The organism is Tenacibaculum aquaeponti (assembly GCF_052084715.1).
GTDB lineage: Bacteria > Bacteroidota > Bacteroidia > Flavobacteriales > Flavobacteriaceae > Polaribacter.
This window is the reverse complement of record NZ_CP197288.1, coordinates 2615087-2636190: the sequence shown is the minus strand read 5'-3', so window position 1 is coordinate 2636190 and position 21104 is coordinate 2615087. Positions and strand designations below refer to the sequence as shown.

The 21104-nt window shown below is 30.6% G+C and carries 19 protein-coding genes; all 19 read right to left on the bottom strand.

From position 1 onward, the window contains the following. Positions 1-9: 9 nt before the first annotated feature. Entirely contained in the window at positions 10-741 is a 732-nt protein-coding gene (locus ACSIGC_RS11890) for a lysophospholipid acyltransferase family protein (protein WP_442265036.1), read from the bottom strand. A gap of 49 nt (positions 742-790) precedes the next feature. Further along, positions 791-1204 carry a hypothetical protein gene (locus ACSIGC_RS11885; protein WP_442267764.1) on the bottom strand — a complete coding sequence of 138 codons (414 nt, stop codon included), beginning with the start codon at positions 1202-1204 and terminating at the stop codon, positions 791-793. Between the two features lie 97 nt (positions 1205-1301). Next, the gene (locus ACSIGC_RS11880; protein WP_442265035.1) at positions 1302-4529 is read right to left on the bottom strand and encodes a TonB-dependent receptor; all 3228 of its coding nucleotides are present in this window, start codon (positions 4527-4529) and stop codon (positions 1302-1304) included. Between the two features lie 124 nt (positions 4530-4653). Next, complete coding sequence (gene pgi, locus ACSIGC_RS11875) at positions 4654-6222, bottom strand: glucose-6-phosphate isomerase (protein ID WP_442265034.1); 1569 nt, start codon at positions 6220-6222, stop codon at positions 4654-4656. A 7-nt stretch (positions 6223-6229) separates the two neighbouring features. Next, positions 6230-7546 carry a peptidoglycan DD-metalloendopeptidase family protein gene (locus ACSIGC_RS11870; protein ID WP_442265033.1) on the bottom strand — a complete coding sequence of 439 codons (1317 nt, stop codon included), beginning with the start codon at positions 7544-7546 and terminating at the stop codon, positions 6230-6232. A gap of 91 nt (positions 7547-7637) precedes the next feature. After that, positions 7638-8417, bottom strand: coding sequence for a DUF3108 domain-containing protein (locus tag ACSIGC_RS11865; RefSeq protein ID WP_442265032.1), 780 nt, complete (start codon positions 8415-8417; stop codon positions 7638-7640). Positions 8418-8482: 65 nt separating this feature from the next. After that, complete coding sequence (locus tag ACSIGC_RS11860) at positions 8483-11041, bottom strand: TonB-dependent receptor (protein WP_442265031.1); 2559 nt, start codon at positions 11039-11041, stop codon at positions 8483-8485. After that, on the bottom strand, positions 11038-11967 hold the full coding sequence (locus ACSIGC_RS11855) for a FecR family protein (RefSeq protein ID WP_442265030.1): 930 nt from the start codon (positions 11965-11967) through the stop codon (positions 11038-11040). Before ACSIGC_RS11855 ends, ACSIGC_RS11860 begins: the two co-directional genes overlap by 4 nt. Positions 11968-11970: 3 nt before the next feature. Further along, positions 11971-12489 carry an RNA polymerase sigma factor gene (locus ACSIGC_RS11850; protein WP_442265029.1) on the bottom strand — a complete coding sequence of 173 codons (519 nt, stop codon included), beginning with the start codon at positions 12487-12489 and terminating at the stop codon, positions 11971-11973. A 94-nt stretch (positions 12490-12583) separates the two neighbouring features. Further along, positions 12584-13237 carry a hypothetical protein gene (locus ACSIGC_RS11845; RefSeq protein ID WP_442265028.1) on the bottom strand — a complete coding sequence of 218 codons (654 nt, stop codon included), beginning with the start codon at positions 13235-13237 and terminating at the stop codon, positions 12584-12586. Positions 13238-13378: 141 nt separating this feature from the next. Then, positions 13379-14296 carry a tryptophan 2,3-dioxygenase family protein gene (locus ACSIGC_RS11840; RefSeq protein WP_442265027.1) on the bottom strand — a complete coding sequence of 306 codons (918 nt, stop codon included), beginning with the start codon at positions 14294-14296 and terminating at the stop codon, positions 13379-13381. A 139-nt stretch (positions 14297-14435) separates the two neighbouring features. Beyond that, complete coding sequence (hppD, locus tag ACSIGC_RS11835) at positions 14436-15596, bottom strand: 4-hydroxyphenylpyruvate dioxygenase (RefSeq protein WP_442265026.1); 1161 nt, start codon at positions 15594-15596, stop codon at positions 14436-14438. 259 nt (positions 15597-15855) lie between these two features. Further along, entirely contained in the window at positions 15856-17013 is a 1158-nt protein-coding gene (locus ACSIGC_RS11830; RefSeq protein ID WP_442265025.1) for a homogentisate 1,2-dioxygenase, read from the bottom strand. 303 nt (positions 17014-17316) lie between these two features. Beyond that, positions 17317-17823 carry a ferritin gene (locus tag ACSIGC_RS11825; protein WP_299618465.1) on the bottom strand — a complete coding sequence of 169 codons (507 nt, stop codon included), beginning with the start codon at positions 17821-17823 and terminating at the stop codon, positions 17317-17319. A gap of 96 nt (positions 17824-17919) precedes the next feature. Beyond that, positions 17920-18222 (bottom strand): hypothetical protein, encoded by a 303-nt coding sequence (locus ACSIGC_RS11820; protein ID WP_442265024.1) that lies wholly within the window; start codon positions 18220-18222, stop codon positions 17920-17922. Between the two features lie 36 nt (positions 18223-18258). Further along, complete coding sequence (locus ACSIGC_RS11815) at positions 18259-18594, bottom strand: 2Fe-2S iron-sulfur cluster-binding protein (protein ID WP_442265023.1); 336 nt, start codon at positions 18592-18594, stop codon at positions 18259-18261. A gap of 1 nt (position 18595) precedes the next feature. Then, on the bottom strand, positions 18596-19033 hold the full coding sequence (locus tag ACSIGC_RS11810) for a hypothetical protein (RefSeq protein WP_442265022.1): 438 nt from the start codon (positions 19031-19033) through the stop codon (positions 18596-18598). 104 nt (positions 19034-19137) lie between these two features. Further along, a complete protein-coding gene (locus tag ACSIGC_RS11805) occupies positions 19138-20043 on the bottom strand; it encodes a sterol desaturase family protein (RefSeq protein ID WP_442265021.1) in 906 nt (301 codons plus the stop codon). 1 nt (position 20044) lies between these two features. Beyond that, positions 20045-21100: an NAD(P)/FAD-dependent oxidoreductase gene (locus ACSIGC_RS11800; RefSeq protein WP_442265020.1), complete on the bottom strand. Its 1056-nt coding sequence runs from the start codon at positions 21098-21100 to the stop codon at positions 20045-20047. Positions 21101-21104 lie beyond the last annotated feature (4 nt).

Genomic DNA, 21104 nt, shown 5'->3' with positions numbered 1-21104 from the left:
TCTAGTTGTTTATTCTACTACAGCACCCTTAATATCAGCTTCTACTTTAGCTAATAAATCATCAAATGGTAAACTGTTTATCTTTATTGGTTCGTGTGTTGTAATTTTTATCGGACTTCCAATTCCTAAAGGAAATTTTCCATACTTAAATACTTTCCAAGAATTGTTTATTGTTAATGGAACTACATAACTATCTGGATTGTATTTTACAAGCATCTTAAGTCCATTAGATGCAAAGCTTTTAGGTTGTCCATTTCTACTTCTTGTTCCTTCAGGAAAAATAGTTGCGGACCAGTTATTTTTATGAATTCTTTTAGCGAAATCGATCATTTCTGTTATAGCTTGTTTTCTATCTTTTCTATCGATTAAGGCAGCTCCTCCATGTTTTAAATTGAAAGAAATACTTGGAATTCCTTTTCCTAATTCTTTTTTAGAAACAAATTTTGGATAATGTTTTCTGAAATACCAAATAATTGGAGGAATATCAAACATACTTTGATGATTAGACACAAAAATAATCGTTTGGTTTTCTGGAATTTCATATTTGTTTTCTACACGAACTGGCACTCCTAAAATTAGTAATGATTTTACTAAAAACCAGTTCATAATATTCACTACTTTTTGATGCCCTTTTTGACCACCTAATTTTAAACCTAACCATTGAATTGGGTGAAAAATTAGAAGTAGCAAGAAAAATACAATTGCAAAAATTGAGGATAAAAAATAACTTATTAACTTCATTTTTTAAAAAATAAGATTCCCGCTAATTGCGGGAATTATGTTTTTAGTTTTAAGATAACCAATTAGACCAAGGAATTCTTGACAAAACAAACAGTAAGGCTATTCCATAAAAAATAGTAAAGGTTTTAAATTTAGATTCACTTTTCACTTGTTTCTTATGCTTAGACCATCCTATTGTGATTAAAGTAATTGCTAAAATCATCATTATTGGGTGCTCTACAGCCAACAACCTGTTTGTAGCATCTATTCCATTAGCTTTCATAGATTTATACCAAGGAGACATAAAGTACCATCCTAAACCTATCAATAACTGAATGTGAGCAGTGATTAAAGTAAACAATCCTAAGCGGAAATCTTTATGTGTAAATTCTTTTTTCTGTACTAATCCTATTACAGCATTTACAACAGCAAAAAGTAATACTGCTAATGCAATGTAAGCCCAATAAGAGTGAACTGTTTTCATCATAATTAGTTAGTTTATTTATATGGTAAAAGTACTGAATTTTATGCATAAAAAAACCACCTCAAATGAGGTGGTTTTAAAAAATATGGTGAATATCTTAGTTAAAGATATATCTAAGACCAATTTGTGCTTGCCATCTAGAAGATTGAATTCCTCTATCATCAATTTGATTGATAGTTGGTCTTCTATTTGGATCGAAAGTAAACTCTGGATTATCAGTACCTCCTCTTGTAACATTAATAAGACTTACATCACTAGCGAAATATGTTTTACCCCAATCTTTATTTAATAAGTTTGTGAAGTTAAAAATATCTGCACTTAACTGTAATGTATGCTTTTGACCGAAAGCTTTAACTGTGAAATCTTGTAAGAACTTTAAATCTACAACATGAGAAAATCTAGCTCTATCTCCATTTCTTTCTGCATAAGTACCTCTTCTTGTTCTTAAATAATCATCATTTTCTATATAAGCATCTAATGCTGCCCACTGCTCAGCAGCTGTTACTGTAGTACCGTTACTTGTAAAATCAACTAAGTTAATTTCAGAAGCATTAGCTGGTACATAGATTAATGCATTATCTCTTGAATCATCATTTAATAAATCACGTCCTCCATATACATAAGAGAATGGTCTTCCTTCTGCTCCATTATAAAATAAACCAATTGTTGTTTTTAAGTTTTCGTTCCATTTGAAATCTGCACTTACATTAGCGAAAACTCTACTTCCTTGATCAAAACCTGATCTACCTAATTGAGGATTTCCGTTTTTACCATTAACAGTAACGATTCCTCTCCACTGAGAACTGTTTTGAGATGAAGTACCATCGAAGATACTTGTAGAAGATCCGTAAGAATAAGTAGCAGTAGAATATACATCAATTAAAGAACTCTTAAATGTGTTTCTAGCTGTGAAAGATGTATTCCAAGAACTACCAACATTTGTATTAGATGCTAAAATAATTCTTCCATATGTATTATCTATAGAACCTCTTCTGTTATAGAATGGTCTGTTATCTGCTCCAATTAAATTTCCTACTGCATCAGGAATATTTAAGTTTTCATAGAAAATTGCTGATAAATTATCGTTATAAACAAAATCAGCAGAAACAGAGAAACCTGCTGGTAACTTTCTATCAACAGCAATGTTATATTTTACTACTTGTGGTAATTGGAAATCTGGAGTAAATAAATCTACATTTCCTCCTGTGAATCCAGAACCTGGAGCAACACCAATTGGCTGAGTATTAACATCTGGGTTAAAAGTTAAACCTGTAGCATCTTCAAAGTTTCCTTGAGTAACACCATTATTGTTATATGTTCCTCCTGGCCATACTAATGGTAATCTAGAAACGAAGATACCCATACCTCCACGAATTTGAGTAGTCGATTTTCCATCAACATCCCAGTTAAATCCTAATCTAGGAGAAATATATAATCTTGAGTTAACTCCTCGACCAACTCTAGCTCCTTTTAAATCTTTTCCTGCAGCTTCTAACAAAGCAACAGTTCTTGTATTAAAATCATTATTTACTGCTCCATCTTCCCATACTGGAACGTCGAAACGTAAACCTGCAGTAAGTTTTAAGTTATCTGAAAAATCTACTTCATCTTGAACATAGAAACCAAATTGTTTAGTTCCGAATTCTGCAGCACCAGAAGAATCATCTCCTACACTATTAGAAATTAATGAGTAGTTTCTTTCAAAATCAATTAAATTCGTGTTATTGATAAAATCATCAACAGAATCGTATACATATGTACCATAGTTAGAAGCAAAGAATAAATTCTTAACATCTGTAAATTCGTTATGAGTTCCTAAAGTTACAGTATGCTTACCATAGTAAATATTAAAGTTGTTTGTTACAGTTAAAACATCTGTGTTTAACAAGTTAGCTGTTGAAAAACGTTCAGCACCAAACTGAATACCATCAAAACCAAAAGTATTAATACCATCTCCAATTACTACAGTTGGGAATGGGTTACCAAATGGAGATCTATCGTCTCTTACTCTTGTATAACCAACTAATAAACTGTTTGCTATTTTATCTCCTTGATAATTCCACTCTAAAGAAGAAGAGTTTGTGTTACTGATGAAAAACTCAGAACCATTAGAAAAACCTAAACTTCTAGAACCAGAACTTCTAGTTTCTAAATTTTCTGCACTTACATAAGTGTGTTTTAATAAAAGTTTATTTCTATCATCAATATTCCAATCGATTTTTGCAGTAATCTTATCACTTTGTAAAGTTCTTAATGCATTCTCGAAGCTTCCGATATCGTAACCATAAGTATTTAACACATGGTTTCTTAATCTAGTAATATCAGCAGCATCAGAATCACCGTCATAATTTTCAATTGCAAATGGTTGTGGTAATTCATCATCTTGTCTTTCATAATTTACGAAGAAGAATAATTTATCTTCAATAATAGGACCTCCAATTCTTACACCATAAGTATTAGCAGTAAATTCTCCTAATTTTTGTCTTCCTTCAGAACCTACTAAATCAACTGGAGTTTTTCCAGCTAAATCTTCATTTCTTGTAAAGAAATAGGCAGATCCTTCAAACTTATTAGTTCCTGATCTTGTAATAGCATTAATTGCACCTCCTGTAAATCCAGATTGTCTTACATCAAATGGAGCAATATTTACTTGAAATTGCTCGATTGCATCAATAGAAAAAGGACTAACACCTGTTTGTCCTCCGTTTGTTCCAGAACCTGCTAAACCGAACACATCATTGTTTACAGCTCCATCAATATAAATAGAGTTATATCTGTTATTCTGTCCACTAATAGAAATTGAGAATCCATCATCTCCTTCACTAATTTGAGTTTGAGGAGTTAATCTTACGAAATCTGCAACAGAACGTGAAGCAGAAGCTAACGTAGCTAATTCTCTTTTTCCGATAGTAGTTTCAGAACCAGTTTTATTACCATCGATTAATCCATCTCTTTGCGCATTAATTACAACCTCTTCAAGTTGATTAGAATCTTCTTTAAGAGTAAGGTTGAATTTTTTAGACTGACCTAATGTTAAATAGATCCCACTATTTTCAATTGTTTGGAAACCAACAAAAGAAATAGTTAACTTATATGGCCCACCTGTTCTCATGTTAGAAATTCTAAAGAATCCATCAAGATCTGTAGAAGCACCATACTTAGTTCCTGAAGGTGTATGTACTAAAAGTACATTAGCACCTGGTAACGGTTCCCCTGTGTTATCTGTGATTTTTCCAGAAGCAGAAGAAGAAGTTACCCCCTGACCTAATACTGTTGTTACAACAAACAGTAAAGATACTAGTAGTAAATTTTTGAAATTTTTCATTGTCCTTTATATAATGTAATTAAAACGAAGCAAAATTCACTCTTTTTAATATTTCCAATATTAAATAAATGTTAACTTTTTTAACGATCCTTTAAGAATATTCTCTTCGTTTTAATTTTCAGGACTAATTTTTTAAGATTTTTTTAGCTAATTCCTTCCCTAACTCAACTCCAAACTGGTCATAAGAATATATATTCCAAATGATTCCCTGCACAAAAATTTTGTGCTCATATAATGAAATTAGTTTCCCTAAAGATTTAGGTGTCAATTCATCAAATAAAATCCCATTACTTGGTCTATTACCTGTAAATACTTTATAAGGAAGTAATGAGTTAATTTTCTCCATTTCCCCAGAAGTTTTTAACTCTAAATGTACTTCTTCTTTGGTTTTACCGAAAGCAAGTGCCTCCATTTGGGCATTATAGTTTGCCAATAATTTATTGTGGTGATCTTCCAAACCGTGTAACGATACTTTGTAACCTATAAAATCTGTTGGTATTAGCTTTGTACCTTGATGAACTAACTGCATAAATGCGTGTTGCATGTTTGTTCCTGTGCTTCCCCAAACAATTGTTCCTGTTTGATAAGTAATTTCATTTCCATCTCTATCAACTCCTTTTCCGTTACTTTCCATAACAGCCTGTTGAAGATAATCTGGAAGTTTTGATAAGTATTGTGTATATGGTAAAATTGCTTCTGTTTCTGCTCCATAGAAATTATTATACCAAATACTTAATAAAGCTAAAATAACAGGTATATTTTCATCAAACTCTGAAGTTCTGAAATGGATGTCCATTTCTTCTGCTCCGTTTAATAATTCTCTAAAATTATCGAATCCTACAGCTAAACTTATTGACAAACCTACTGCAGACCATAAAGAGAATCTTCCTCCAACCCAATTCCACATTGGGAATACATTATTTTTATCGATACCAAAATCGTAAACTGCATCTAAGTTTGTAGAAACTGCAACAAAATGTTTTGCTACATCGAAAATTGATCCAGATTTTAAAAACCAATTTTTGATTGTATTGGCATTACTAATTGTTTCTTGAGTTGTAAATGTTTTTGATACAATTACAAAAAGTGTTGTTTCAGGATTTAAATTCTTTAATACTTCAGAAACATGATCTCCATCTACATTAGAAACAAAATGTGTATTTAATTTATTCTTGTAAAACTTTAGTCCTTCAACAATCATATCTGGACCTAAATCTGATCCTCCTATTCCAATATTTACAACATCAGTAATAGATTTTCCCGAATACCCTTTCCATTTTCCAGAAATTACTTTATTACTAAAAGCTCTAATTTTTCTTAGTGCGGTTTGAACTTTTGGTTTGATATCTTTTCCGTCGACTAAAACTGGCTCTTCAGAAGTACTTCTTAAGGCAGTGTGTAATACAGCTCTACCTTCAGTAACATTTATCGTTTCTCCTGTAAAATATTTCTCTATGGCATCTTTTAACTCTACCTCATTAGCTAATTCAACTAATAAATCTAAAGTTTCTCTAGTGATTCTATTTTTTGAGAAATCAACTTCTAAATCATTAACTGTTACAGAGAAATTTTCTTTTCTATTTTCATCTAACCTAAATAATTCTTTTAAGTTTAAGCTTTTAGATGCTTCAAAATGATCTGTTAATTTTTTCCAAGCTTCTGTTTGAGTTGGATTATAGTTTTTCAAAGCCATAGATTGATTAATTTTTAACGATAGTTTTATCCTCTTCTGTTTTTTCTAACTCTTCTGTTTCTAAAATATCATCTTCAATTACAGGCAAAGGAATTTTATTTAGTTGTTCTTTTAAGGGACTTATAAACTCAAAGTATTTTGGTTTAAGACTATCTACCATTGGTTTAGCAGTAGGTAATTTTTGTCTGAAAGGATCTACTTGCTTCCCATTTTTCCAGAATCGATAACATACGTGTGGTCCACTAGTATTACCTGTCATCCCTACCCATCCTATAATATCTCCTTGTTTTACATAATCTCCAACACGAACTTTACGTCGTTTCATGTGTAAATATTGAGTAGTATATGTGCTATTGTGTTTCACTTTAACATAATTCCCATTCCCTCCTCTTCTTGCAGATTCTACAACAGTTCCACTTGCAGTAGTCATAATTGGAGTTCCGTAAGCTGCTGCAAAATCTGTTCCTTTATGTGGTCTCACTTTATTGCCATATAACGCAATACGCCTTCTTAGATTGTATCTTGAAGAAATTCGGTATTGAAATTTTATTGGTGATTTTAAAAATTGCCTTCTTAGTAATCCAGCCTCATCATCATAATAATCTACATCTCCTTTAATAGAATCTGCTACATAACGATATGCATACAAATCGGTTCCTTTGTGATTAAACACAGCTGCTTTTATTTTTCCATACCCAACAGGAACTGTATCATTTATAAATTTTTGCTCGAATATTAATTTAAAAGTATCATCCTTTTGAAGCCTGTAAAAATCTACAGTCCAAGAATAAATATCAGCTACTTCATTAGCCAAGGTAGCTCCATAACCTAAAGTATCTATCGCTTGAGAAAAATTATCTATAATTTTTCCTGAAACTTCTCTTTCTACAATTTTGACAGGCTCTTTGTATGTATACGCTTCAACGATAGAATCTTTAAAATTAATTACTGTAGATTCTATTCTATTGTGTTTATAAATAAAAACTTGGGCTACTTGAGCTGTATCTTTTGATGCTAAAATGGTGTAAGGTTTACCAGCCCTAACTTTCCTAACATCAAACGTATCTTTTATTGTTGTAGAAATTGCATTAATTTTTGGATAAAACACATGATGCCGATCTAGAATAATCCCAAAACTTTCTCCACTTTTTATTGTATCATTAATAACAATATAATTATCAATATTAAAACCATACTCTATGACTGGTTCTGGTTCTTTTATTTCTATAACCTCTTCTGGTGTTTCTTCTATTTTTTCTTGCTTACAAGAAATTGATAAAATAATAATGATTAAAAAAATACACGAATAGTAACTAGCCTTCACCTCTTTGTTTTTTGCTCCTCTTAAGAAACAAATGTACAAATAATTGCTTTCGTTAAAGCTACTTTAACACAATGTAAATAACTAAAACGATTTAGTCATAAATAACCTCAAAAGGATTTGCTAAACCTTTGTATGATTCTAATTCTGCTCTAAGCGAACCTACAGCTAAAGAAGCTTTCATTTTAATTGGAATTTTATTGTCGTCTGCTGTGATCCAAATCGTCACGCTCTCTTCTGCTTTAAAAACTCTTCCCGCTTGTACTAGAGGCCTAAATTTCTGAGTCTTAAGTTTTCCGAATTTTGTATTTATGGTTTCGTATCCTAAACAATGTAGTTTAAAAGGATACGATTTTTCATCAAAAAACATAGAGACGTCAATTTCATCACCTTTTTTAAGGTTTTTAGTGTCATGGCTTCTGAGAAAGTAAAATGTAGAAATCATATCTTGAGGTCCTTTAACAGAAAATACACTATCTTTTTTCTTAAGAAAATCTTGAACTCTTGCTGTATTTTTGTTGTGATCGAAAGTTATTTGTTTATCTTTTTTATAACCGCCTTCATCTATTTTCCTCTTAAATAAAATAGGTTTTACCTCTGGAATTTTAAAATAACTCTCATATTTATCTTCTACTTTAAAAAACCAACCGACTACTGTTGAAGTTTTCCCTTCTCCTGTAGCATGAAGTACTTTTTCTCCTTCAAGTTCAGTTTCTTGCAAAGATAATGTTGCTGTACCTGCTTTTAAAAAACCGCTATAGCTCATTCGGTATTGTAACCATTCACCTCCTTTAAAAGCAGATGGTATTGATTCTTGTGAAAAAACTTCACACAGTCCTAATAAAAAAACTAAAAAAAATATCGTTTTTCTCATACTTTCAAACTTATAAAAAAAGAATGACAATTATTGTTCCAAAAAATTAATTAGTAATTTAATAACTAAAACTGAACTCTAAAAACTACATTTGGAGTAAAGCCTAAAGAAAAAGTATCAACTGTATCATAACCATCCATAAATGTACTTCTTGATTTTTCAAAAGTTCTTCTCAATATATTTCTTCTATCATATAAATTGATAAAAGAAATTCCTATTTTGGATTTTATATTTTGTTTTTTATCCCAAAAAAAATCATAAGTAACAGAAGTATCTAAGCGATGATATACTGGTAAAAACTTCCCGTTTCTCTTTCCTAGTTCGTCTATTACAAATTGTTGTTCATCTGGATCTCCTGCAATTATTTCGTCAAAAGGCAAACCTGCTCTTATATTCCATCCTAAAGAAAAATTCCATTTTCCAAGAGTGACTTGTTGAGCTACATAAATAGCATTAGAAATACTAAAAGCACCATCGAAAGTACTTCCTTCATTCACTCCCGAAAATGTAGACTTATTATCACCAAAAGTGTAAGTTAACAATGTATTTGTATACGGTGACCATTCTTTTTTCACTAAAATTTCTGCTCCTAAAACTTGAGCCTTTCCATTAAACACAGTTTCTCCTTCTTCATTATTAAAACCTGTTACTAAAGAAGTAATTCCGTTTATGTTTTTATAATACGCTTCGAAATCTATTAACCAACTACCTTTATTAAATAACAATCCTGCCGTGAATTGTTGGCTTTCTAAAAGAGGAACTTCTCTACCATTAGAAATAGTCCAAAGTTGATTTTCTAAACCAAATTCAGTAGTGAAAAATTCATTTATTCGGCTCGTATATTGTTTCTTTAACTCTGCAGAAGCATTTAACCATAAACCAGAATCTACTTGTACTCTTCCATAAATTCTAGGTTCAAAAAAAGTTTCATTCAGCAAAGGCATATAACTAGCTCTTAAACCTGCACTTATATTTATTCTTTTTCCTTTTTTAAGAATATATTCTAACAATACAGTTTGTTGATTGTTTATATTATCATCTGAATCTTGAACACTAGTTGGAACAGCTGTATTTTCTTGCTGTAAACTGTAAGTAATATCGCTATGTGTAAATTGATAACCTAATTTTATCGTACTGAAATCTCCTATCTTTTTGCTAACCTGAGTGTAAAAATCAACTTCTTCAATGTCATTCTTTTTTAAAGTAAAATCGAAAACTGAATCGTCTTGAGTTTTATTTCCATCGTAAAACAACTTGTACTTTGAATAATATATTTGAAACATTGATTCTACTGTTTCACTCCACTTTTTCTTCCAAGTAAAACCATAACCATCATTTTCTATATCGATAAAATCTGAACGAACTTCGCGTTCATTTTTATTATCTAAAATGTAGCTTAAATCATTTTTGATACTTATTTGCTGAAATGAAAATGTATTGTTTTCATTAGGTTGATAAACAACTTTTGTATTAAAATCGATAAAACTAAACTCATTCTTATCTTCTATAAAAGAACGTTCTTCAACCATTCTACTTCCATCGGAAATGATTGTATTCTGAAATACTTTTTGAGATAACTTATCAAATGTTGGTGTATTAAACACATCTGCAATTGATCTTCTAAATGAAAATTGCACCCCTAATTTATCACCTAAAGGAATTGTAGTATTTACATCTGCACTAGTGAAATTAAATCCTGCTCCTGCTGAAAACTTTTCAGGAACTTTATTCATTGTTTTAATATCAATAACCCCTGCAATATGATTTCCATACTTTGCATTGGAAGCGTTTTTATAAACAAAAACATTATCAACAACATAAGGGTTGAAAGCAGAAATAGACCCAAAGAAATGAGAAGTATTATATAATTTTATTCCATCAAAAAGAATTAAATTCTGATCTGGTGTTCCTCCTCTAATATGAATTCCTGAAGCACTTTCAATAGGACTTTGAATACCTGGTAATTGCTGTGTGCTTAATAAAACATCTGCTTCTGTTAAACCTGGTAAAATTCCCTGTTTTCTTGGTGTTAACAAAATTGAACCATCTGTGTTTTTTGCAATTCCCGTGGTTAAATAACTGGAAATTATAATCTCGTTAAGTGTTTGAGACGATTCTTTTAAGTACACTTTTATATTATTTTCTTTTTTCAATTCAGTTACTGTTTTTTCTATATTTTCGTAACCAACAAAGGAAAAAGTAACAGTATCTTTTTCATGTAAACCTTTCAACTCAAAATAGCCTTTTTCATCTGTTCCTACACCTTTCTCTTTTGTAAAAACTGCAGCATCTAGTAATGGAATTTTTGAATTTCCATCGAAAATATAACCCGAAATCTTAATGTTATCTGTATTAGAAGCTATTGTATAATAACGATCGTTAATCTTTTTAATTTTTAATCCTGTTTTCTTCTCTATTTGCTGAATTAAAACAGCTAATAAACTATCTCTATTATCAACCTTTATTGATTTGTTTTTGATAATATCTTCAGAAAAAGAAAACTTTATATTATACGTTTTTTCAATCGTGTTTAACACCTCTAACAAGGGCACCTGCTTCTCTTTTTGAGCAAAAAGAAAAGTATAAAACACGATAAAAATTAGGGATAATCGTACTCTTATCATTTCTGCCCTTTAGATCGAAGTGTTACTTTTTTACCTTCTTCTAAATCGTAATTTAAATTCATAGAAGTAGTAATTGTTTTTAATGCAATTTCTAGATCATTTGTTGGAAAACTTCCAGAGAAACGTTTGTCTAAATCGACATTATCTGAAATTACAGTAGCTCCATAAGTTTTAATTAAACTTTGCACTACAAATCGTAATGGTGTGTTTTTAAAACTGCTTTCAAAATTTTTCCAAGTTGGTGAAACTTCAGAAAAATTCCAGCTTTCAAATGCAGCATTTCCTATCTGACGAACTGCATCTCCTTGAGTTAAAATAAACTTTTCTTTATTTCTAACTACACGGACTTTACCTTCAAAACAATGTACCTCTAAAAAGTTTTTATGTTGATTTACATTAAATTGAGTTCCTAATACTGCTACTGATCCTTCAGAAGTTACTACTTCGAATTTACTTCCTTTTTTAACCTTGAAATATGCTTCTCCTTTAAGATTTAACCTTCTATTTTTTTTCCAATCTTTTTTATTGAATTCTAAAAAAGAATCTGAATTTAAAACTACCTCTGAACTATCTGGTAATAAAACAGCTAATTGCTCACCGAAATCTGTAGCGTATGTTTCGTTAGTGTTAAATATTTGAAATAAACCAAATAAAAATATTAAAGAAGCTGCAACACCGCTAACTAAATAATATCTATTTAATTTTCGCACTGGTTTTTGCTCTTTTTCATTAAACTTGGTTTTCTCCATGAAGGCATTAAATGACTTATCATTATCTACATAAGGAGTAGAAAATCCCGATGAACTTTCTAATATCTTTTTATAAGTAGAAAATTCTGATGAATTCTCTAAAACATTAAGTTCTTCGGAAGAAATGTTTCCTTCTATAAACTTATTTAATAATATTTCAAATTCTTGATTTTCCATTTCTTAAATACCTTCTATTTGATTTCTCAACTGCTTCAATGCTTTACTCATTCTCTTCTCAACTGTCTTAATAGAAATATTAAGTAAGTCTGCTATCTCTCTGTATTTCTTTTTATCTATCCTATTTAAAAGAAACACTTCTCTTTCATTATCTGGTAAATCTGCAATTGCGGATTCTAGTTTTTTTAAAAACTCTTGTTCTTCTAATAAAAACTCTGGATTCTCGTTAGTTCTATCGTTAGTGTTTTTATTTAGTTTTTGATGTTCTAAAACTATTTTTTTGTGTTTTACCATATTTAAAAAAGCATTAGAAGCCATGGTAAACAATAACGATTTTACAGATTTAAATACTATCGTAGAACATTTTTTCCAGATTGTCATAAAACAATCTTGAATAATATCTTCAGCCACATCTATATCTCCACACTTATAGTACACAAAATTGCGTAATGCCGTTGCATTAGTTTTGTATACTTGTTCGAACACTTTCGAATTACACAATGATTTATCCTCTACTTCCATTAATGCTAAAATAACTCCTTTTACATCAAAAAAAATAAGAACAGAGTATTTGTACTTATTTAAACTCTGTTCTTTTACCAGAAGAAGTTAAAAACTATTTAATAATTAAACTTATATCATCAATAGCTACTACTCCTGCCATTAATACCACCAATCTATAGTTTCCTGCAATTAAATCTTTTGGTAAGTTTTCAGAAAACTGAATCCAACCTTCAGAATTTACTGCTGGTCTAAACCTAATCGTTCTTTCTGGAAATGAAGGAACATTCGGGTCAATTCTTTCTAAGATCACATCCAACCTGTTTGTTTCCAAATTTAATCCTGTAGTTTCATCTGGCATATAATATTTAAACTCTACTCTACTTTTCTCTTTAATTAAGTCAGATTCTAATTTAAAATTTGTTGCAACAATACCTTTAAAAGGATCTTCACAAGCTCCTTTATCTATCCCCATAAAAAATGTTGAGTTTCCATTAAAATCGTACCCTTTCCATGGAGAAAAATCTTCTTTTTGGGCTCTATATAATCTTGAACATCTAGAACCCATATCATCCTTTGCGTCTGTTACTGGGGCATTTGTTGGATGACCTGTTATAGTACTATGCCCAATAAACCCTTCTGAGTCATCTTCAAAATCAAATAAAAACACAATCTTTTCTTCACTTTCAATAGGTTCTAAACTTGTATCTGAACAGCTAAAAAAAAGGGCTAAACTTACTAAAACTAGTAATACATTTACTTTTTTCATTTTATAAATTATTTTTAATGTTATGTGTATGTAATACAACTAACTTTTTTTTTACCCTCTCTTTCTTAATTATTTTTTTAAAAAACAAAAAAAAGATCAGTTATTTCAACTGATCTTTTTTTATATACTTTGTATTATTTTTTAAAAAGTTCCCCAACTTTCTAACTCTTCTTTACTCCATAAATAAGGGAAGAAAACTCTTTTTTGATATTTCGGGTGTAAATATTTTCTCCAACTACTACCTCCTGTAGCTTCTAAATCTTTATCATTTCCTCCTAAATATTTTCCTGCAGCATTATAATGTGCCATTACCCACTTTACATTTACCGTATAATCATAATGACGCATTGCTTTAATCAAAGTTTCGTCTTTTTGAATATCTTCTGGAAGTTGTTTAAATTTTTTAGAAAGATTTATGTCATTATAATCTTCCATAAACTCTATAAATTCTCCCATATATTTTTTTTCAAACAACTTTAATAATGTTGTTTTTTGACCCGTGGAATAGTTTTTTCCAGCGGCTTGCCAATATAAATGCTCATAAGCGTTTTTAAATGAAGAATTACGATCAATTGTGTCTCTAAAACGAACATCTATTAAGTTGATTAATTCTGTAGAAGCAAACTCAATTTTTCTATACTGAGCACTTTGAAATCCACTCGCAGGAGTTAAAGTATTTCTAAATTTTAAATATTGTTCAACATCCATTCCATCTCCCATAACATTAAATGAGCTACTCAAAACATCAAAATATCTACTAATCCTCATTAAATGCTTTGAAAATTTATCTGCTGAAATTGTAACACTTTTTGCTACTTGATCAATTTCCCAAAGAATCATTTTGAATAATAATTCGTTTACCTGATGATACATGATAAACACCATTTCATCTGGCTCTGTAGTTCTAGGAATTTGTAAACCTAATAATGCATCTGTTTGAATATAATCCCAGTATGTAATTGGTTTACTCCAAAGCAATCCTTCTAACATTGCTTCAACAGGCACTCCTAATTTTTCATACTTTTCTTCTATTGCTTTCAGTAATTCTTCTCGACTCATTTGTTTTTAGACTAAAGAATAAAAGAAGCCAAGATACAAGACTTTGTATACTTTTAGAGCTTCTATTTTATTTTAATATTAAAAAAAGAACCAAGAAAGATAATTGCTTTTCTTGGTTCAATTCCTCAATTCTATATATTTATAGAGTTCCTCTTCTTTGTTGTTCTCTTTCGATTGACTCGAAAAGTGCTTTAAAGTTTCCTGCTCCAAAACCTCTTGCTCCCATTCTTTGTATAATTTCAAAGAATAAAGTTGGCCTATCCTCTACTGGTTTTGTGAAAATTTGAAGTAAATATCCTTCTTCATCTGCATCTACTAAAATTGACAATTCTTGTAATTTAGAAATATCTTCTTTCATCATATCTCTATGAACTCCTAAACGCTCAGGAATCATATCGTAATATGCTTGAGGTGGTGGTGGTAAAAATTCAACTCCATTAGCTTTCAATTGCGATACTGTTTTAATAATATCATCAGTAGCTACTGCAATATGCTGTACACCTTCACCTTCATAGAAATCTAAATATTCTTCTATCTGAGATCTTTTAGCTGCTTTAGCTGGTTCATTAATTGGAAATTTCACACGGCCATTTCCGTTACTCATTACTTTACTCATTAAAGCAGAGTATTCTGTATGGATTTGTTTGTCATCAAATGATAAGAAATTTTCAAATCCCATTACATCTTCGTACCATTTTACCCATTTATTCATTTGACCCCAACCAACATTTCCTACCATGTGGTCGATATATTTTAATCCTGCTGATGGTGGGTTATAATCAGATTTCCATTCCATGAATCCAGGCATAAATGTTCCTGAATAATTCTTACGCTCTACAAACATATGAACTGTCTCTCCGTAAGTATAAATTCCTGAACGCACTACTTCCCCATGCTCATCTGTTTCTACAGTAGGTTCCATATACGATTTAGCGCCTCTTTTTGTAGTTTCTTCCCAGGCAGAACGAGCATCTTCAACCCAAAGCGCAACAACTTTAACTCCATCTCCATGTTTAACGATATGGTTATTAATTGGAGATTTACTGTTTAGCGGAGTTGTTAATACCAAACGGATTTTATCTTGTACAAGTACATAACTTACTTCATCTTGAGATCCTGTTTCTAATCCTTTGTAAGCTAAAGATTGAAAACCGAATGCTGTTTTGTAAAAGTGCGCAGCTTGTTTTGCGTTACCTACATAAAACTCAACATAATCTGTTCCTAAAAGCGGAAGGAAATCTTGTGCTCCTTCAAATATTTTTTCTAAACCGTAGTTTACTGATTTTATATCTTTTGACATTATTTATTCTTTTTTGAATAGAAAATAAAGAGACTAGAATTTAAACTTTAACAGTTTATTTTAAATGATCTATTGTCTATTTTTGAAATTCTGTCAATTTTTCTTCTATATATATTTTAATTCTTATTGTGTTATATAATTTCTTTCATGAGCAATAATTAACTGAATTTCTAACTCAATTAGTAAGTTCAAAAACTATATTATAGATTCAGATTTTAAGATAATTGTATCTTTTCTCTATTTTATTTGTTCTTTTTAATTACTCTAACCAAGACTGATAATATGTATCATCAGCAATTTTCATTGCTTCTTCGGTTACCATTAATGGCTTAAATGTATCCACCATTACTGCTAACTCTTCTGTTACGGTTTCTCCAATACTTCTTTCCGTTGCTCCAGGATGTGGTCCGTGAGGAATTCCTGCAGGATGTAAAGAAATATGCCCTGCGTCTATATCATTCCTACTCATAAAATCTCCATCAACGTAATATAAAACTTCATCAGAATCGATATTACTATGATTATATGGAGCTGGAATTGCTTGTGGATGATAATCGTATAATCTTGGCACGAAACTACAAATCACAAATGCATCTGTCTCGAAAGTTTGATGTACAGGTGGCGGTTGATGCACCCTACCTGTAATTGGTTCAAAATCATGGATTGAGAACGCATATGGATAGTTAAACCCATCGTAACCAACAACATCAAAAGGATGTGTAGCATATACCATTTCTATGATTTCGTCTTGTTTTTTAATTTTTATTAAAAAATCACCTTTTTCATTATGTGTTTCTAACTCTTCAGGTTGACGAATATCTCTTTCGCAAAACGGTGCGTGTTCTAATAATTGACCAAACCAGTTTCTGTAACGTTTTGGCGTATATACAGGCCTATATGATTCAACAATAAATAAACGATTATCTTCTGTATCAAAATCTAACTTGTAAATCATACCACGAGGAATCACTAAGTAATCTCCATATTTGAAATTAATATTTCCCATATGTGTTCTTAATTTACCTGTTCCTCGGTGCACAAAAATTACTTCATCTGCATCTGTATTTTTATAGAAATAGTCGTTTGTAGATGATTTTGGTGCTGAAAGAATAATATTACAATCTGAATTTGTTAGAACTATTTTTCTACTTTCTAAATAGTCTTCGACCTGAGGCACTTGAAAACCTCTAAAACGATATGATTGAATATTATTTTTCTTTGCAATTTTAGGGGCTACAGAATATTGTTTTCTAATTTCTTTTACCTGAGTTGGTCTGTGCTCATGATATAAATTTGATGACATCCCATCAAATCCTATGGTACCAAATAACTGTTCATAATATAAACTTCCGTCTTCTTTACGGAATTGTGTATGACGCTTGTGTGGAATTTTTCCTAATTTATGATAAAAAGGCATATGCCGATAGTTTTATTTGTTAATGACTATATGTATGTCTAATATAAAAAATGATTAAGCATTACATTTTCAAATAGATAAATTGATTCATTAACCTATCACTCAGGGTTTCGTTTAATTAAAAATTTTAAGTGTGCTAGTAATCCTAACCAGAACATTTTTAACGATTTAGTTGTTTGTTCTACAAATATAATAAAAAGAATGTGGATTACAGACTGATAAAAATCACTCTTATCATGATTTGATACAACAAAAAATCCGAAGTTATTAACTTCGGATTTTTAAATATTGTTATAAATCAAATTACTCTTTTGGTAATCTTTCATCGATCATTTTTAATGGCATTCCTTCCATTAAATCAAATACATCGATAATGCTTCTCATTGTATCTTCTTCTTCAGATTGTTCTGAAATAAACCACTGTAAAAATACTTCTGTTACAAAATCATCTTCTTTTCTAGCTGTTTTAAAGATTTTAAAGATTGATTCTGTTACGTTTATTTCTTGTTCTAAAGAAGTTTCGTAAATCGCTCTAAGGCTTTCAAAATCGTTATTTACATTTTCTACACTTGGAGAGATTGCTGCTCCACCATTATCGTTTATAAACGCAAATATTTTCATTGCATGCTCTCTTTCTTCTTCAGCCTGCTTATAGAAAAATGATTTACTGTTTAATAATTCTCTTTGATCGCACCATGAAGCCATAGCTAAATAAGATGCAGAGGCTTTCATTTCTAATGCTATTTGACTGTTTAATAAATCCATAACTACAGGATTTATCGTCATTTGTTTTCTTATTGCTGTTTTCATGATATTCTAATTTTTACTTATTACAAAAATACGATAATACATCGCTGTAAAAAACTGGCAATCAAAATTTAAAGGAAGTCTAAATAAGGATATTATTTAGATTGAAACTGATTTAAAACTGTAAAAAAACGAATCTATTGTGTTTCTTAAGTTTAAGATTTGAGGAATATCTAAATAGATTAAATGTTGTTTATCTGCAACAAAAAGCAGTACAAAATTCTCTGAATCAATGATATCGTATAAAGCTTCTGGTTTTGTAAGATTATATACATTTTTTCTCAATTGTAATAATTGAGGAAATGACAAAAGGATTCTTTTATTAACTGTTTTTAATTCGTATTTACAAAATGTGATCTCTTTAAGATCGATCTCGTATTCAACAATTGCATCTACATTCATATTGCAAATGTAACACTTATTTAGAATAAATTAAAATTAACTTTCAGGAGCTATCTCAACTTCTAGTCCATCAAGTTCTGGAGTCATATGAATTTGACATCCTAAACGACTATTATCTTCAACATAAAAGGCTTCTGCAAGCATTGCATCTTCATCATCAGACATTTCTGGAAGTTCATGATCTGATTTCACATAACACTGACAAGAAGCGCACATTGCCATACCTCCGCAAATACCAACTGTTCCTTCTGGAGCTAATTCATAAGAACGAATTACTTCCATCAAATTCATGTTCATATCTGTTGGTGCTTGTACTTCGTGAGTTACACCTTCTCTGTCTGTAATTTTTATTGTAATATCTTGATCTTGCATGTTAAATAAAATAATCTATTCCTAATAACTTATATATCGGAGTCGCAATAATAATGATGATGAAAGTGAATAAAAGTAATTCACTAAAAGAAGACAGGTTTTGCTCAGTTTTAATATTATTCGATGAGTACTCAATACTTTCGATTAAAAACACATTCTTATTAGAATCGTATATTGATTTACCTTGAAAAAAAAAATTTAATTTCTTTTTCACTTTAAAATTTACTCCTCTGTAATAATTAAAATAAAAAATAGATAAAATCAAAGTTGGTAATATCAACAAACCTATATGTTCAGATATGGTTTCAAACGAATTAATTACACTAGTAATAATTAATAGAGAAATAAAATTCGCTGCTTTAAAAAGAATTTTAGAGTAATCTGAATAGTGCTTGTTTTTATTCCAATCTTTCCTTTCTAAAAAATTATAATACTTCATAAGAACAGCTATTAGAACTATTGATATTAAAGTAAAAAGCAATAAGGTTCTCGTATTTAAAACCTTATCGAAAAAATAAGTTGGAACTAAATTTAACTTTATCATCATAATTCTTCTTCTTTTAATTTCTTTCGAAGCACCTTAGCTCTTTTATCTTCTCCATCGTGACTCCAACCTGGTGAATTAAAAATATAGTTCAGTTTATCGGACCATTTATCCGCTCGTTTTACATCTTTCCATATTGCAGCATATTCGTGTGTAGCAACTTTTACTGGATGAAAGGTTTCAATATTTACTGTTAATCCATATACAGGTTGATCAATTTGTTTTAATTCTTCTGAAAACGTACCGAAAATACGATCCCAGATAATTAAAATTCCAGCATGGTTACAATCTAAATATCTGATATTGGATGCATGGTGAACTCTGTGATGAGAAGGTGTATTGAAAATAAACTCAATTGGCTTTGGCAATTTATCTACCAGTTCTGTATGCACAAAAAACTGATAAATTAAACTTACTCCCATCATGGTGAACATCATTAATGGATCGAACCCTAATAATGGAATCCATAACCAAAAGAAAAATTTATGAATACGTTCTCCTACTCCTTGACGTAATGCTGTTCCTAAATTCATGTAGATAGACGAATGATGTGGAACATGGCCTGCCCAAAACAAACGAACTTCATGATTTAAACGATGGAACCAATAATATGAAATATCATCAGCAAAAAACAATAACAACCAAGCCCACCATTGGCGGCCAACTATATCTTTTAAAGGACTTAATTCATGTAAATAGAAAAACACAACAAACGCCAATACTTTTGGAACAAACTCAATTACAGCAGAAAACACCATCATTAATAAAGAAACTGTAGTGTCTTTACCATGGTATTTATCTTTAGCAAATTGGTACTCTACCAGCATTGATATAAAAAACACTGGTAATGCAAAATACAAGAGTTTATCTTGTGATAATTGTTGAATATATTCTGTTAACGTCAATTTATTTTATAGCTTTTACTACAGCTTTAGGTGCTTCTTTTTTGGTTCCATCGAAACCTTGAACACCACCAACTGTTGTGTATTTCATTACATATTTTTTATCTGGAAAAATTCTTTTGAAAGCACTTTGACACATTAAAGTAGCCTCATGGAATCCACATAAAATTAATTTTAACTTACCAGGATATGTATTAACATCTCCAATAGCATAAATTCCTGGAATATTAGTTTGGTAATCTAATGCATTATTCACCTTAATTGCATTTTTCTCAATTTCTAGCCCCCAGTCAGCAATAGGTCCTAGTTTTGGAGATAAGCCAAATAGAGGAATAAAATGATCTGTATTAATTACAAAAGGCTCTTCATCTTTCTTGTGAACTTCTACTCCTTCTACCTTACCATCACCAACAATAGCTTTAACTTCTGCTGGAGTAATTAAGTTAATTTTACCTTGATTTTTTAATTCCTGTACTTGATCTACAGAATCTAAATGACCTCTAAATTCGTTTCGTCTGTGAATTAACGTAACAGAATTAGCAACGTCAGCCAAGAAAATAGACCAATCTAAAGCAGAATCTCCACCACCAGCAATAACCACATCTTTACCACGGTACATTTCTGGTTCTTTAATAATATACTCTACTCCTTTTCCTTCGTAATCTGCTATATTACTAATAGGTGGTTTTCTAGGCTCAAAACTTCCTAATCCACCAGCAATAGCAACTACCGGAGCGTGATGTTTAGTACCTTTATTTGTTGTTACGATAAATGTTCCGTCTTCTTGTTTCTCAACAGTATCTGCGCGTTCTCCTAAGGTAAATCCTGGTTCAAATTGTTTAATTTGCTCCATTAATTTATCTGTTAAATCACCAGCTAAAATCTCTGGATACGCAGGAATATCGTAAATAGGTTTTTTAGGATAAATCTCAGAACATTGTCCACCCGGTTGTGGTAACGCATCAATTAAATGGCAACGTAACTTTAATAAACCTGCTTCAAAAACTGTAAACAGACCTGTTGGACCGGCACCTATAATAAGTATATCGGTTTTAATCATAAAA

Bases quoted from the DNA above. Each gene is read 5' to 3' on its own strand.
- ACSIGC_RS11820 (WP_442265024.1), bottom strand. From the start codon at position 18,222: ATGAATGTAGATGCAATTGTTGAATACGAGATCGATCTTAAAGAGATC.
- ACSIGC_RS11800 (WP_442265020.1), bottom strand. From the start codon at position 21,100: ATGATTAAAACCGATATACTTATTATAGGTGCCGGTCCAACAGGTCTG.
- ACSIGC_RS11840 (WP_442265027.1), bottom strand. From the start codon at position 14,296: ATGAGTCGAGAAGAATTACTGAAAGCAATAGAAGAAAAGTATGAAAAA.
- ACSIGC_RS11880 (WP_442265035.1), bottom strand. From the start codon at position 4,529: ATGAAAAATTTCAAAAATTTACTACTAGTATCTTTACTGTTTGTTGTA.
- ACSIGC_RS11860 (WP_442265031.1), bottom strand. From the start codon at position 11,041: ATGATAAGAGTACGATTATCCCTAATTTTTATCGTGTTTTATACTTTT.
- ACSIGC_RS11885 (WP_442267764.1), bottom strand. From the start codon at position 1,204: ATGAAAACAGTTCACTCTTATTGGGCTTACATTGCATTAGCAGTATTA.
- hppD (WP_442265026.1), bottom strand. From the start codon at position 15,596: ATGTCAAAAGATATAAAATCAGTAAACTACGGTTTAGAAAAAATATTT.
- ACSIGC_RS11855 (WP_442265030.1), bottom strand. From the start codon at position 11,967: ATGGAAAATCAAGAATTTGAAATATTATTAAATAAGTTTATAGAAGGA.
- ACSIGC_RS11865 (WP_442265032.1), bottom strand. From the start codon at position 8,417: ATGAGAAAAACGATATTTTTTTTAGTTTTTTTATTAGGACTGTGTGAA.
- pgi (WP_442265034.1), bottom strand. From the start codon at position 6,222: ATGGCTTTGAAAAACTATAATCCAACTCAAACAGAAGCTTGGAAAAAA.
- ACSIGC_RS11810 (WP_442265022.1), bottom strand. From the start codon at position 19,033: ATGAAGTATTATAATTTTTTAGAAAGGAAAGATTGGAATAAAAACAAG.
- ACSIGC_RS11825 (WP_299618465.1), bottom strand. From the start codon at position 17,823: ATGAAAACAGCAATAAGAAAACAAATGACGATAAATCCTGTAGTTATG.
- ACSIGC_RS11850 (WP_442265029.1), bottom strand. From the start codon at position 12,489: ATGGAAGTAGAGGATAAATCATTGTGTAATTCGAAAGTGTTCGAACAA.
- ACSIGC_RS11890 (WP_442265036.1), bottom strand. From the start codon at position 741: ATGAAGTTAATAAGTTATTTTTTATCCTCAATTTTTGCAATTGTATTT.
- ACSIGC_RS11845 (WP_442265028.1), bottom strand. From the start codon at position 13,237: ATGAAAAAAGTAAATGTATTACTAGTTTTAGTAAGTTTAGCCCTTTTT.
- ACSIGC_RS11815 (WP_442265023.1), bottom strand. From the start codon at position 18,594: ATGCAAGATCAAGATATTACAATAAAAATTACAGACAGAGAAGGTGTA.
- ACSIGC_RS11830 (WP_442265025.1), bottom strand. From the start codon at position 17,013: ATGCCTTTTTATCATAAATTAGGAAAAATTCCACACAAGCGTCATACA.